This is a genomic window from Pseudomonas sp. TE6288, from assembly GCF_054062095.1.
The window spans coordinates 19,295-33,183 of the sequence record NZ_JBSSEW010000013.1; the positions used below are offsets into that span (position 1 = coordinate 19,295).

The following is a 13,889-nucleotide window of genomic DNA, read 5'->3' on the forward strand; positions in this document are numbered from 1 at the left end:
TGGGGCCGCTTCGCGGCCCATCGCTGGCAAGCCAGCTCCCACAGGGATAGCGCCAGACCCGAATGCAGCGCTTATCCTGTGGGAGCTGGCTTGCCAGCGATAGGGCTGCAAAGCAGCCCCACTGGCACTAGAACCTGGACCCAGGCTCCAGCAAGAAGTCCATCTCTTCACTGGTGCTCGGGCGGTTCAGCACCAGGTTGCGGTGCGGGAAGCGCCCGAAGCGGGCGATCACCCGCTGGTGCTGCTCGGCATAGTCGAGGAAGCCTTCAAACAACCGACGGCTGGCCTCGGGCTGCTCGTCCAGCAAGGTCTGGTAACGCTCGACGCACAGGTTTTGCCAGTCCAGCACCTCGGCATGCTCCAGCACCAATAGCACGAACACCCGCTGGATCGGCAGCAGCTGGTAGTCCCAGCCCTTCTGCAACCCCTGCATCGCCACTACCTGGGCACGCCGGTCACCCTCGAAGGCACGCGGCGTGTCGCGATAGATCATGCGCGGCAGCTGATCCAGCAGCAGCAGCAGACCGAGCCAGCCCTGGGGGCTCTGCTGCCACTCGTCGAGCCCGCCCGCCAGGGCTTGCTCGACCAGGTCGCCGAACAGCGCCTGGGCATCGACGTCGTGATGCTTGCCGAACCACAGCGTGTTCTTCTCGTCAGCCACGGCCTGGGCACTTGTGCCCCAACCGAACCACCACTCCAGCAACGGCTGCCAAGGTGCGAGCATGACTTACTCCTTGTGGTAGGCGGTGACGCGCTCGACCTCTTCCTTCGAGCCGAGGATCACCGACACGCGCTGGTGCAGGCTCTCCGGCTTGATGTCGAGGATACGCTCGTAACCGTTGGTGGAGGCGCCGCCTGCCTGTTCGATGATGAACGACATCGGGTTGGCTTCGTACATCAGGCGCAGCTTGCCCGGCTTGCTCGGCTCGCGGGCATCGCGTGGGTACATGAACAGGCCGCCACGGGTCAGGATGCGATGCACGTCGGCCACCATGGAGGCGATCCAGCGCATGTTGTAGTTCTTTTTCAGCGGCCCGGTCTCGCCGGCCAGCAGCTCGCCCACGTAGCGTTGCACCGGGGCTTCCCAGTGGCGCTGGTTGGACATGTTGATGGCGAACTCGGCGGTGGTGGCCGGTACCTGGATGTTTTCGTGGGTCAGGACGAAGCTGCCCAGCTCGCGGTCCAGGGTGAAGCCCTTGACGCCGTTGCCCAGGGTCAGGATCAGCATGGTCTGCGGGCCGTAGATGGCGTAACCGGCGGCGACCTGCTGGGTGCCTGGCTGCAGGAATGCATTCTCGTTCAGGGTTTCGTTCTGGCTCAGGTATTCGTTCGGGCAACGCAGCACCGAGAAGATGGTGCCGACCGAGACGTTGACGTCGATGTTCGACGAGCCGTCCAGCGGGTCAAAGACCAGCAGGTAGGCGCCTTTGGGGTACTTGCCCGGGATCTGGTAGGCATTGTCCATCTCTTCGGAGGCCATGCCGGCCAGGTGACCGCCCCACTCGTTGGCTTCGAGCAGGATGTCGTTGGAAATCACGTCGAGCTTCTTCTGCACCTCTCCCTGCACGTTCTCGGTGCCCATGCTGCCCAGCACGCCGCCCAGGGCGCCCTTGGACACGTGGTGACTGATCTCCTTGCACGCACGCGCCACCACTTCGATCAGGAAGCGCAGATCGGCAGGGGTGTTGTTGCTGCGGGTCTGCTCAATCAGATAGCGACTCAGGGTAACGCGGGACATGTATGGCTCCGAAAAGGAAAGGGGGAGAAAAACCCCCGCAGTTTACAGGGAGAGTGACGGGCTAGCGAGCAAAGAGACTCGTGTGGCAGATCAGAGGGCTCATTGGGCTTTGAGTTCACGCAGCTTGTCGATTAGGGCTGCTGCGCAGCCCATCGCCGGCAAGCCGGCTCCCACAGAGTTTGGCGGTGCTGTGGATCTTTATGGGAGCCGGCTTGCCGGCGATGGGCCGCAAAGCGGCCCCGGTGTGCTAATCCAAGGCCTTCCAGATCTCGGTCGCATACTCGCGAATGGTCCGGTCCGACGAGAACCAGCCCATCCGCGCCGTGTTCAGCACTGCCACGCGCCACCAGTCCTGCGGCGCGTGCCACAACTCCTCGACTCGCCGCTGGGCGTCCCAGTAGGCATCGAAGTCGGCGCACACCAGGAAGCGGTCGTAGGCGATCAGCCCGTCCACCAATCCGGCATAGCGCGCCGGATCATCAGGCGAGAACACCCCGCTGCGAATCGCCTGCAGCACGTCGCCCAGACGATGGGAGGCAGCGATCGCCGACGCGGCGCCAAAGTCGCCGCTGCGCTTGCGTGCCTCCACCTGCTGCGCGGTCAGGCCGAAGATGAACATGTTCTCCGCCCCCACCTGCTCGCACATCTCGACGTTGGCGCCATCGAGGGTGCCGATGGTCAGCGCGCCATTGAGGCCGAACTTCATGTTGCTGGTGCCGGAGGCCTCGTAGCCGGCCGTGGAAATCTGCTCGGACAGGTCAGCCGCCGGGATGATGCTCTCGGCCAGGCTGACGTTGTAGTTGGGCAGGAACACCACCTTGAGCAGGCCGCGCACCGTGGGGTCGTTGTTGACCACCCGGGCGATGTCGTTAGCCAGCTTGATGATCAGCTTGGCCTGGTGGTAGCTGGCCGCCGCCTTGCCGGCGAAAATCTTCACCCGCGGCACCCAGTCGGTGCCGGGGTCGTTGCGGATGGCCTGGTACAGCGCCACCGTGTGCAGCAGATTGAGCAACTGGCGCTTGTACTCGTGGATGCGCTTGACCTGCACATCGAACAGCGCCTCCGGGTTGACCGTCACGCCGATCCGGTCCTGGATGATGCTGGCCAGGGCGCGCTTGCTGTGCAGGCGCTGGGCGGCGAACTGCTTGCGGAAGGTGGCCTTGTCGGCGAAGGGCACCAGTGCCTTGAGCTTGCCTTCCGGGTCATCCAGCACCTCCGGCCCCAGCGCCTCGATCAGCATCGCCGTGAGCGGCGGGTTGGCCTGGTACAGCCAACGGCGGAAGGTGATGCCATTGGTCTTGTTGTTGATTCGCTGCGGATAGAGCTTGTGCAGCTCGGCGAACACCGTGCTTTTCATCAGCTTGCTGTGCAGCGCCGACACGCCGTTGACGCTGTGCGAGCCAAGGAACGCCAGGTTGCCCATGCGCACCCGGCGGCCATTGTCCTCCTCGATCAGCGACACCGCGCGCAGCACGTCGAAGTCGTGCAGGCCTTTGGCCCGCAGTGCGTCGATATGGTAGGCGTTGATCAGGTAGATGATCTGCATGTGCCGCGGCAGCATGCGCTCCATCAATGCCACCGGCCAGGTTTCCAGGGCTTCGGGCAACAAGGTGTGGTTGGTGTAGGCCAGGGTGCCGACGGTCAGCGCCCACGCTTTGTCCCAGGGGATTTCGTGCTGGTCGACCAGCAGGCGCATCAGCTCGGCCACGGCAATCGACGGGTGGGTGTCGTTGAGCTGGATGGCCGCGGCATCCGGCAGGTTGAGCAGGTCCTTGTGCATGTTCAGGTGGCGCCGCAGCAGGTCCTGCAGCGAGGCCGAAACGAAGAAGTACTCCTGGCGCAGGCGCAACTCCTGGCCGGCCTCGGTGCTGTCGGCCGGGTACAGCACCCGCGAGATGCTTTCGGCGCGGGCCACCTCGGCCACCGCGCCCAGGTGGTCACCGGCGTTGAAGCGTTCCAGGTGCAGTTCCTCCAGAGCCCGGGCACGCCACAGACGCAGGGTATTGACGCTGGAGCCGCGCCAGCCGACCACCGGCGTGTCGTAGGCCACCGCCCGCACCGTCTCGCCCGGCCACCAGACCTGACGTTGCTGGCCATTGCCTTCCTGCACGGTCTCGACGCTGCCGCCGAAACTGATCGGGTAGATCACCTCGGCCCGCTCGAACTCCCAGGGGTTACCAAAGTCCAGCCAGTTCTCGGTCTGCTCCTGCTGCCAGCCATCGACCACCGCCTGGCGGAACAACCCATGTTCGTAGCGAATGCCATAGCCATGGGCGGCAATACCCAGGGTCGACATGCTCTCCATGAAGCACGCCGCCAGGCGACCGAGGCCACCGTTGCCCAGCGCCGCGTCAGGCTCGAGCAGGCGGATACGCTCCAGGTCGACATCCAGGCCTTCGAGCGCCTCGCGGGCGATCTCCAGGTAACCGAGGTTGCTCAGGCTGTCGTACAGCAGGCGGCCGATGAGAAACTCGAGGGAGAGGTAGTACACCCGCTTCTGGCTACGGCGGTAGGCCTGGCGAGTGTGATCCATCCAGTGGTCGACCATATGGTCGCGGGCAGCCAGGGCAATGGCCTCGAACCAGTCGTGGTCGAAGGCGTGTTCCGGGTCCTTGCCAACGGCGTAGGTCAGCTTGGCCAGCACGGCGGCGCGGAACGCGGCCACCTCGTCGGTATGAGCTTTGGCCTCACGGGCCTTGTTTTCCTGGGACATGCGGCATCCTCGGGCAAGTAGGCGAAAGCGCAGGGAGAGTGTTCAGCCTAGACGCTCTGACACACAGCGACAGCGAGCGTTCGCGGTTTTCATCAACTGCCAGGGGAATCGGGCAAAAGGTTGTTCACAAATTGAACAACTCCGGTATGATCGCGCGCCCCAAGACCGTGATTCACCCCATAACCATGAAAACGACCCTGATCGCCGCCGCCGAAGTCGACCGCCTGGAGACCTGGCAGCGCTATGCCAGCCATATGTGCGGTGGCTGCCACTCGACCTGTTGCACCCTGCCGGTGGAGGTGAAGATCAAGGATCTGATCCGCATCGGCGTGGTGGACGAATTCGAGAAAGACGAACCGCCAAAGAACGTGGCCAAACGCCTGCAGAAGGAAGGCATCATCGAGCGCTTCAACCAGAAGTCGGGGATCTTCACCCTGACCCGGATGAGCAACGATGACTGCATGTACCTGGATCGCAAGAGCCGCCTGTGCACCATCTACGACAAACGCCCGGATACCTGCCGCAACCACCCCAAGGTCGGGCCGCGGCCGGGGTATTGCGCGTACAAGCCCAAGGTGGTCGGGCGCTGAGACTGCGCCACGCCTGAAATGCTGGGGCTGCAAAGCGGCCTGTATTTCTGAAGGCAAACAAAAACGCCCCCGGCCTTTCGACCGGGGGCGTTTTCATTCAGCCTGAGCTAACTCAGTTCTTGGCTTTCTTGGCAGCGCGGGTACGCTCGCCTTCGTCCAGGATCTTCTTGCGCAGACGGATCGACTTCGGCGTGACTTCGCACAGCTCGTCGTCCTGGATGAACTCCAGGGCCTGTTCCAGGGTGTGGCGAACCGGCGGTACCAGAGCGATGACTTCGTCCTTGCCCGAAGCACGCATGTTGTCGAGCTTCTTGCCTTTGGTCGGGTTCACGCCCAGGTCGTTGTCGCGGCTGTTCAGGCCGATGATCTGACCGTTGTAGATCTCCTGGCCGTGCTCGACGAACAGCTTGCCGCGCGCCTGCAGGGTTTCCAGCGAGTAGGTCAGTGCCTTGCCGGTCTCGACCGAAACCAGTACGCCGTTCAGACGGCCGGACATCTGGCCCGACTTCATGGTGTCGTAGCGATCGAAGATCGAGGTCAGGATGCCTGCACCGTTGGTCAGGGTCAGGAACTGGTTGCGGAAACCGATCAGACCACGGGCTGGAATGTTGTATTCCAGGCGAACACGGCCCTTGCCATCCGGCACCATGTTGGTCAGGTCGCCTTTACGCAGACCCATTTCTTCCATGACCTTGCCCTGGGATTCTTCAGGGATGTCGATGGTGACGTTCTCGAACGGCTCCTGCTTGACGCCGTCGACTTCGCGGATGATCACTTCAGGACGGCCTACGGCCATCTCGAAGCCTTCACGGCGCATGGTTTCGATCAGAACGGACAGGTGCAGCTCGCCACGGCCCGATACCTTGAACTTGTCAGGGGAATCGGTTTCCTGGACGCGCAGGGCAACGTTGTACAGCAGCTCCTTGTCCAGACGGTCCTTGATGTTACGGCTGGTGACGAACTTGCCTTCCTTGCCGCAGAACGGCGAGTCGTTGACCTGGAAGGTCATCGAAACGGTTGGCTCGTCGACGGTCAGCGGCTTCATCGCTTCTACCGCGTCCGGGGCGCACAGGGTGTCGGAGATGAACAGCTCGTCGAAACCGCTGATGCAGACGATGTCGCCAGCCTGGGCTTCTTCGACGTCGACGCGGTGCAGGCCGTGGTGGCCCATCAGCTTCAGAATACGGCCGTTACGCTTCTTGCCGTCGACATCGATGGCAACAACCGGGGTGTTCGGCTTGATGCGGCCACGGGCGATACGGCCAACACCGATAACACCCAGGAAGCTGTTGTAGTCCAGTGCCGAGATCTGCATCTGGAACGAACCTTCACGGTCAACGTCCGGCGCCGGTACGTTGTCGACGATCGACTGGTACAGGGCGGTCATGTCTTCGCCCATGGCGGTGTGGTCGAGACCTGCGATGCCGTTCAGGGCCGAGGCGTAGACGACTTTGAAGTCCAGCTGTTCGTCGGTGGCACCGAGGTTGTCGAACAGGTCGAAGATCTGGTCCAGAACCCAGTCAGGACGCGCGCCTGGACGGTCGACCTTGTTGATCACGACGATTGGCTTCAGGCCAGCTTCGAAGGCCTTCTTGGTCACGAAGCGGGTTTGCGGCATCGGGCCGTCCTGGGCGTCGACCAGCAGCAGCACCGAGTCGACCATCGACATTACACGCTCAACCTCGCCACCGAAGTCGGCGTGGCCGGGGGTGTCGACGATGTTGATGTGGTAGCCGTTCCAGTTGATGGCGGTGTTTTTCGCCAGAATGGTAATGCCGCGCTCTTTTTCCTGGTCGTTGGAGTCCATGACGCGCTCGTCGTTGAGCTCGTTACGCTCCAGGGTGCCGGACTGGCGCAGGAGTTTGTCGACCAGGGTGGTTTTACCATGGTCAACGTGGGCGATGATGGCGATGTTACGCAGATTTTCGATCACAACTGTATCTCGATCAGAGGATTCGGTTGCCGCCAGTGTAGGCGGCCAATATGTACGGTTTACGGCTCAGCGGGCCCGATGGTCGGGAGGGCGATGGCGGATGCTGCCGCCATACAGCCCTGGCGTCTTATGTCGGACGATAAACACGCACATTGGCATGTCCCTCACTGAGCAGGTGGTGTGCGTGCAGACGGCTCATCACACCCTTGTCGCAATACAGCAAGTACTGGCGCGTGGGGTCCAGCTGCTTGAACTTGCTGTTGATGGCGTAGAACGGCATGGCCTGGACTTCGATGCCTTCCAGCACCAGAGGTTCGTCTTCCTGGGCGTCGGGGTGACGAATGTCGATGACGATCTGGCCTGGCAGTGCCTCGGCCACTTCCTCGATTTCGATGTCCTTGCCCAGCTCGTCGATCACATGGTCGATGGAGATGAACTTGGCGCGCTCCAGGGCGCGCTCCAGCACGGCCATGTCGAACTGCTTTTCTTCGTGCTCCATGCGGTGACGCTTGGCATGGGTAGTCGGGTTCACCGAGATCACGCCGCAATACTCGGGCATATGCTTGGCGAAGTCGGCGGTGCCGATCTCGGTGGCCTGGTCGATGATGTCCTGCTTGTGGCTGGCCAGCAGCGGGCGCAGCACCAGCTTGTCGGTGGCCGAGTCGATGATCGACAGGTTCGGCAAGGTCTGGCTCGACACCTGGGAGATCGCCTCGCCGGTGACCAGCGCGTCGATCTGCAGACGGTCGGCCATGTGCGCGGCGCCGCGCAGCATCATGCGCTTGAGGGTGACGCCCATGTAGCTGTTGTCGACCTTGTTGAGGATCTCGCCGACCACTTCCTCGAACGGCACGCTGATGAACAGTACACGCTGGCTGCTGCCGTACTTCTTCCACAGGTAGTGGGCCACTTCCATCACGCCCAGCTCGTGGGCACGGCCACCGAGGTTGAAGAAGCAGAAATGGGTCATCAGTCCGCGGCGCATCATCTGGTAGGCCGCGACGGTGGAGTCGAAGCCACCGGACATCAGCACCAGGGTCTGTTCCAGTGCGCCCAGCGGGTAGCCGCCAATGCCGTTGTGCTGATTGTGAATCACGTACAGGCGCTGGTCGCGGATCTCCATGCGCACCACGACTTCTGGGGTCTTCAGGTCGATGCCGGCGGCGCCGCACTGCTGGCGCAGCTGGCTGCCGACGTAGCGGTCGACGTCCATCGAGGTGAAATCGTGGTGGCCGCCGCGCTTGCAGCGTACCGAGAAGCGCTTGCCGGCCAGCAGGTGGCCAAAGTGGTGCTTGCACTTGGCGACGATGTCGTCGAAATCGCCCAGTGCATACTCCTCGACCTGCAGGAAGTGGGTGATACCCGGCGTGCAGGTGAGGCGCTCGATCATTTCGCGCTGGAGCTTTTCGTCCTCGACGCGGGTGACCACCTCGAGATTATCCCAGACACCATCAACCGCGAGCTCGGGATCAAGGTCCTTGAGCACGTTGCGGATGTTCTTGGCGAGCTGGCGGATGAAGCGCTTGCGCACCGGCCGGCTCTTGATGGTGATTTCTGGGAAGACTTTGACGATAAGTTTCATTGGTTTAACAGCGCGCCCAGGGCCTACCGAAAATGAGGGGCGCGAATTATAGCGGAAATTGCTCAGCTTTTGACCAACTTTTGTCCAGAAGGTTGGATTTATGTTGGCTGCCCCGCGATGTAGCCCTGCACGCACAGAGCGCACCATAACAGTGCAGCAAAGTTAAAAAACGCATCACATGAGTGCACAGCAGCCATCCAGATCATCAGCAAATGCCCAGCAACGCCTCCTTTTATCGCGTGCAGGCCATTTTCGGGCACTGGCATGCAATTTGCTCCCTTGTGAGGCAGGTAAGCTTGGCCGACTATCCGCGCCCAGCGACACCCTTATTTCCAGGGCAGCGGCCAACTGCGCCCTAGACCATCCGGAGGACAACATGTCGAAGTCGGTTCAACTCATCAAAGATCATGACGTCAAGTGGATTGATCTGCGTTTCACGGACACCAAGGGCATTCAGCATCACGTGACCATGCCGGCGCGCGATGGCCTGGACGAAGACTTCTTCGAAGTCGGCAAGATGTTCGACGGCTCCTCCATCGCTGGCTGGAAAGGCATCGAAGCCTCCGACATGATCCTGATGCCGGTTGACGAAACCGCCGTGCTGGACCCGTTCACCGAAGAACCGACCCTGATCATCACCTGCGACATCGTCGACCCGTCGAGCATGCAGGGCTACGATCGTGACCCGCGCGGCATCGCCAAGCGCGCCGAAGAGTACCTGAAGAGCACCGGCATCGGTGACACCGTGTTCGCAGGCCCAGAGCCTGAGTTCTTCATCTTCGACGAAGTGAAGTTCCACTCGGACATCTCCGGCTCGATGTTCAAGATCTTCTCCGAGCAAGGCTCATGGATGACCGGCGCTGACGTGGAAGGCGGCAACAAAGGCCACCGTCCGGGCGTGAAAGGCGGCTACTTCCCGGTTCCGCCGTTCGACCACGACCACGAAATCCGCACCGCCATGTGCAACGCCCTGGAAGAAATGGGCCAGACCGTCGAAGTTCACCACCACGAAGTGGCGACTGCCGGCCAGAACGAAATCGGCGTCAAGTTCAACACCCTGGTGAAGAAAGCTGACGAAGTACAGGCCCTGAAATACGTCGTGCACAACGTTGCCGACGCCTATGGCCGTACCGCCACCTTCATGCCCAAGCCTCTGTACGGCGACAACGGCTCGGGCATGCACGTGCACATGTCGATCTGGAAAGACGGCAAGAACACCTTCTCCGGCGAAGGCTATGCCGGCCTGTCCGATACCGCCCTGTACTTCATCGGCGGCATCATCAAGCACGGCAAGGCCCTGAACGGCTTCACCAACCCGTCGACCAACTCCTACAAGCGTCTGGTCCCAGGTTTCGAAGCCCCGGTAATGCTGGCCTACTCGGCGCGCAACCGTTCCGCCTCGATCCGTATTCCTTACGTCGGCAGCCCGAAAGCCCGCCGTATCGAAGCACGCTTCCCGGACCCGTCGGCCAACCCGTACCTGGCCTTCGCGGCCCTGCTGATGGCAGGCCTGGACGGTATCCAGAACAAGATCCACCCAGGCGATGCCGCCGACAAGAACCTGTACGACCTGCCGCCTGAAGAGGCCAAGGAAATCCCGCAAGTCTGTGGCAGCCTGAAGGAAGCCCTGGAAGAGCTGGACAAAGGCCGTGCGTTCCTGACCAAGGGCGGCGTGTTCTCCGACGACTTCATCGATGCCTTCATCGAGCTGAAGAGCGAAGAAGAGATCAAGGTCCGCACCTTCGTGCACCCGCTGGAGTACGAGCTGTACTACAGCTGCTGATCTGATCGGCGCCTCGCGTCGGTGACATCATTACGGCCTCCCTCGGGAGGCCGTTTCTTTTTCATACCCTCATCATCGGACAACACCTATTAGCCGCCGCAACGCCACAGGCGACACTCGAGGCTTCATTCCCAAGGAGATCGCCATGCGTGCCACCACCCTCGCCCTGACCTGCTGCATCGCCCTATCTGGTTGTGCCACCTCACCGAGCATCACGCCTACCCTGGATCAGTTGCTTGCCACCATCGATCGGCGCCTGGACCTGGCCGAAGCTGTCGCCCTGCACAAGTGGGATCACCAGCAACCCGTGCAGGCCAGCGCCCGCGAGCACCAGGTATTGGTCAGCGCACGCCAGGCCGCCGTCGCCCACCACTTGGATCCGGCACGCGTCGAGGCCTTTTTTGCCGACCAGATCGAAGCCAACAAGCTCCTGCAGTACCACCTGCTCGACACCTGGCATCGCGCCCGACAGGCGCCAGCCCTTCCACGCCGCGACCTGGCCAACGAAGTGCGCCCTGAACTGGACCTGCTGCAGGAACAGCTGCTGAGCGCCCTCGCCCGTTTTGACCAGACCCCGCCGAGCCAATGCGCCAACCACCTGGCCGACGCCCTGCAACAACGCACCCAGGACACAACGCGCCACCTCGCCCTGGTTCGTGCCAGCGCCCAGCTGTGCAAATTGCGCTGACCGCCCTATGCTCCATATTGGTGCATGACTTGGCGGTACGCCCCATCATGCAACCCAATTTGGGTCACAAGAATCGATAAACCAGGGCTTTATGGCTCGAATTCGCGCAGTTCCAGGTGTTTATCCGGAATTTCCGCTTCTTTTCGGAGCCTTGGTTTGGTTCTTGCATTTTCACTGCATCCAGCACTTTTCCGTGCGCGCCCCCGGGCCCGAGCCGTTGGGCGCCACTGTGCCAAAAGAGGTCAACGACACCTTATGACCATCAGCGATGCACAGCACCGTCTGCTTCTGGACAACCTGACCACGGCCACGCTCCTGCTCAATGCCGAACTGCGCCTGGAGTACATGAATCCAGCCGCGGAAATGCTCCTGGCTGTCAGTGGCCAGCGCAGCCATGGCCAGTTCATCAGCGAGCTGTTCACCGAATCGGCCGAGGCACTCAACTCGCTGCGCCAGGCGGTGGAGCAGGCGCACCCGTTCACCAAGCGCGAAGCCCAGCTGACCTCGCTGACCGGCCAGAGCATCACCGTCGACTACGCCGTCACGCCCATCCTGCATCAGGGCCAGACCCTGCTGCTGCTGGAGGTGCACCCGCGTGACCGCCTGCTGCGCATCACCAAGGAGGAGGCCCAGCTAAGCAAGCAGGAAACCACCAAGATGCTGGTGCGTGGCCTCGCCCACGAGATCAAGAACCCCCTCGGCGGCATTCGCGGCGCGGCGCAACTGCTGGCCCGCGAGCTGCCCGAGGACGGCCTGCGTGACTACACCAATGTGATCATCGAAGAGGCCGACCGCCTGCGTAACCTGGTCGACCGCATGCTTGGCTCGAACAAGCTGCCGTCGTTGTCCATGACCAATATCCACGAAGTGCTCGAGCGGGTATGCAGCCTGGTCGAGGCGGAGAGCCAGGGCGGCATCACCCTGGTGCGCGATTACGACCCGAGCCTGCCGGACGTGCTGATTGACCGCGAGCAGATGATCCAGGCCGTGCTCAACATCGTGCGCAACGCCATGCAGGCCATCGGCGCGCAGAACGAACTGCGCCTGGGCCGCATCACCCTGCGCAGTCGGGCCGTGCGCCAGTTCACCATCGGCCACGTCCGCCACCGCCTGGTGGCGCGGATCGAGATCATCGACAACGGCCCCGGCATCCCCGCGGAACTGCAGGACACCCTCTTCTACCCCATGGTCAGCGGCCGCCCGGACGGCACCGGGCTGGGCCTGGCCATCACCCAGAACATCATCAGCCAGCACCAGGGCCTGATCGAATGTGAAAGCCACGCCGGCCACACCACCTTCTCGATCTACCTGCCCCTGGAACAAGGAGCCACCGCCCCATGAGCCGAAGTGAAACCGTCTGGATCGTCGATGATGATCGCTCCATCCGCTGGGTCCTGGAAAAGGCCCTGCAGCAGGAAGGCATGACCACCCAGAGCTTCGACAGCGCCGACGGCGTGATGGGCCGCCTGGCCCGCCAGCAACCGGACGTGATCATCTCGGATATCCGCATGCCCGGCGCCAGCGGCCTCGACCTGCTCGCCCAGATCCGCGACCAGCACCCTGGGCTGCCGGTGATCATCATGACCGCCCATTCCGACCTGGACAGCGCCGTGGCGTCGTACCAGGGCGGCGCCTTCGAGTACCTGCCCAAGCCGTTCGATGTCGACGAAGCGGTGTCGCTGGTCAAGCGCGCCAACCAGCACGCCCAGGAGCAGCAGGCGCTGGAGGTGCCCCAGGCGCTGGCCCGCACCCCCGAGATCATCGGCGAGGCGCCGGCGATGCAAGAGGTGTTCCGCGCCATCGGCCGCCTCAGCCACTCCAACATCACTGTGCTGATCAATGGTGAGTCTGGCACCGGCAAAGAGCTGGTGGCCCATGCCCTGCACCGCCATAGCCCACGGGCGGCATCGCCGTTCATCGCCCTGAACATGGCGGCGATCCCCAAGGACCTGATGGAGTCCGAACTGTTCGGCCATGAAAAGGGCGCCTTTACCGGCGCTGCCAACCTGCGTCGTGGGCGTTTCGAGCAGGCCGACGGCGGCACGCTGTTCCTCGACGAGATCGGCGACATGCCCGCCGACACCCAGACCCGCCTGCTGCGCGTGCTGGCCGACGGCGAGTTCTACCGGGTCGGCGGCCATGTGCCGGTGAAGGTGGACGTGCGCATCATCGCCGCCACCCACCAGAACCTCGAGTCGCTGGTGCAGGCCGGCAAGTTCCGTGAAGACCTGTTCCACCGCCTCAACGTGATCCGCATCCATATCCCGCGCCTGGCGGACCGACGTGAGGACATCCCGGCCCTGGCCCGCCACTTCCTCGGCCGCGCCGCCCAGGAGCTGGCGGTGGAACCCAAGCTGCTCAAGCCCGAGACCGAGGAATTCATCCGCAACCTGCCCTGGCCGGGCAACGTGCGCCAGCTGGAGAACACCTGCCGCTGGATCACCGTGATGGCCTCCAGCCGCGAAGTGCTGATCGGCGACCTGCCGCCGGAACTGCTCAACCTGCCCCAGGACGCCGCGCCGGTGACCAACTGGGAACAGGCCCTGCGCCAGTGGGCCGACCAGGCCCTTGCCCGTGGCCAGTCGAGCCTGCTCGACAGCGCCGTGCCCAGTTTCGAGCGGATCATGATCGAGACGGCGCTCAAGCATACGGCCGGGCGTCGTCGTGATGCGGCGTTGTTGCTGGGGTGGGGGCGCAACACCTTGACGCGCAAGATCAAGGAGCTGGGGATGAAGGTGGATGGCTCCGATGAGGACGAGGGCGAAGACCACTGAGCATCGACCTGCTGCAAACCTGGGAGGGCCAAACATGGCCCTCTCGTAGGCAACACATGATTCAGACCAATTGGCGGCTCAACTGCCA

At 62.7% G+C, this 13,889-nt stretch carries 10 protein-coding genes; 5 read left to right on the plus strand and 5 right to left on the minus strand.

Annotated elements, in window-relative coordinates; all coding sequences use genetic code 11:
* Positions 1–127 precede the first annotated feature (127 nt).
* The 3 genes from ACVWY1_RS14920 to ACVWY1_RS14930 form a co-directional block, all read right to left on the minus strand.
* Entirely contained in the window at positions 128–724 is a 597-nt protein-coding gene (locus ACVWY1_RS14920; RefSeq protein ID WP_102681744.1) for a DUF924 family protein, read from the minus strand.
* Between the two features lie 3 nt (positions 725–727).
* The gene (locus ACVWY1_RS14925; RefSeq protein ID WP_038706942.1) at positions 728–1,738 is read right to left on the minus strand and encodes a class 1 fructose-bisphosphatase; all 1,011 of its coding nucleotides are present in this window, start codon (positions 1,736–1,738) and stop codon (positions 728–730) included.
* A gap of 247 nt (positions 1,739–1,985) precedes the next feature.
* Positions 1,986–4,451, minus strand: a complete 2,466-nt coding sequence (locus ACVWY1_RS14930) for a glycogen/starch/alpha-glucan phosphorylase (RefSeq protein WP_277502225.1) — start codon at positions 4,449–4,451, stop codon at positions 1,986–1,988.
* Positions 4,452–4,636: 185 nt separating this feature from the next.
* On the opposite strand from ACVWY1_RS14930, the gene ACVWY1_RS14935 reads away from it, so the two are divergent.
* The gene (locus tag ACVWY1_RS14935; RefSeq protein WP_016712459.1) at positions 4,637–5,041 is read left to right on the plus strand and encodes a YkgJ family cysteine cluster protein; all 405 of its coding nucleotides are present in this window, start codon (positions 4,637–4,639) and stop codon (positions 5,039–5,041) included.
* A gap of 112 nt (positions 5,042–5,153) precedes the next feature.
* Here ACVWY1_RS14935 and typA read toward each other — a convergent pair whose 3' ends face one another.
* On the minus strand, positions 5,154–6,974 hold the full coding sequence (typA, locus tag ACVWY1_RS14940; RefSeq protein WP_046853888.1) for a translational GTPase TypA: 1,821 nt from the start codon (positions 6,972–6,974) through the stop codon (positions 5,154–5,156).
* Positions 6,975–7,101: 127 nt separating this feature from the next.
* The gene (gene thiI, locus ACVWY1_RS14945) at positions 7,102–8,556 is read right to left on the minus strand and encodes a tRNA uracil 4-sulfurtransferase ThiI (protein WP_110700348.1); all 1,455 of its coding nucleotides are present in this window, start codon (positions 8,554–8,556) and stop codon (positions 7,102–7,104) included.
* Between the two features lie 376 nt (positions 8,557–8,932).
* Between thiI and glnA the strand changes: the two genes are divergently transcribed.
* The 4 genes from glnA (at position 8,933) to ntrC (ending at position 13,801) form a co-directional block, all read left to right on the plus strand.
* Positions 8,933–10,339, plus strand: coding sequence for a type I glutamate--ammonia ligase (gene glnA / locus ACVWY1_RS14950; protein ID WP_023628815.1), 1,407 nt, complete (start codon positions 8,933–8,935; stop codon positions 10,337–10,339).
* A 145-nt stretch (positions 10,340–10,484) separates the two neighbouring features.
* A complete protein-coding gene (gene aroQ, locus ACVWY1_RS14955; RefSeq protein WP_102681747.1) occupies positions 10,485–11,027 on the plus strand; it encodes a gamma subclass chorismate mutase AroQ in 543 nt (180 codons plus the stop codon).
* 255 nt (positions 11,028–11,282) lie between these two features.
* Positions 11,283–12,368, plus strand: coding sequence for a nitrogen regulation protein NR(II) (glnL, locus tag ACVWY1_RS14960; RefSeq protein WP_457378452.1), 1,086 nt, complete (start codon positions 11,283–11,285; stop codon positions 12,366–12,368).
* A complete protein-coding gene (gene ntrC, locus ACVWY1_RS14965; protein ID WP_457378453.1) occupies positions 12,365–13,801 on the plus strand; it encodes a nitrogen regulation protein NR(I) in 1,437 nt (478 codons plus the stop codon). Before glnL ends, ntrC begins: the two co-directional genes overlap by 4 nt.
* Positions 13,802–13,889: the final 88 nt, after the last annotated feature.

Coding starts and splice junctions, on each gene's coding strand:
- ACVWY1_RS14920 (WP_102681744.1), bottom strand. CDS start 724: ATGCTCGCACCTTGGCAGCCGTTGCTGGAGTGGTGGTTCGGTTGGGGC.
- ACVWY1_RS14925 (WP_038706942.1), bottom strand. CDS start 1,738: ATGTCCCGCGTTACCCTGAGTCGCTATCTGATTGAGCAGACCCGCAGC.
- ACVWY1_RS14930 (WP_277502225.1), bottom strand. CDS start 4,451: ATGTCCCAGGAAAACAAGGCCCGTGAGGCCAAAGCTCATACCGACGAG.
- ACVWY1_RS14935 (WP_016712459.1), top strand. CDS start 4,637: ATGAAAACGACCCTGATCGCCGCCGCCGAAGTCGACCGCCTGGAGACC.
- thiI (WP_110700348.1), bottom strand. CDS start 8,556: ATGAAACTTATCGTCAAAGTCTTCCCAGAAATCACCATCAAGAGCCGG.
- glnA (WP_023628815.1), top strand. CDS start 8,933: ATGTCGAAGTCGGTTCAACTCATCAAAGATCATGACGTCAAGTGGATT.
- aroQ (WP_102681747.1), top strand. CDS start 10,485: ATGCGTGCCACCACCCTCGCCCTGACCTGCTGCATCGCCCTATCTGGT.
- glnL (WP_457378452.1), top strand. CDS start 11,283: ATGACCATCAGCGATGCACAGCACCGTCTGCTTCTGGACAACCTGACC.
- ntrC (WP_457378453.1), top strand. CDS start 12,365: ATGAGCCGAAGTGAAACCGTCTGGATCGTCGATGATGATCGCTCCATC.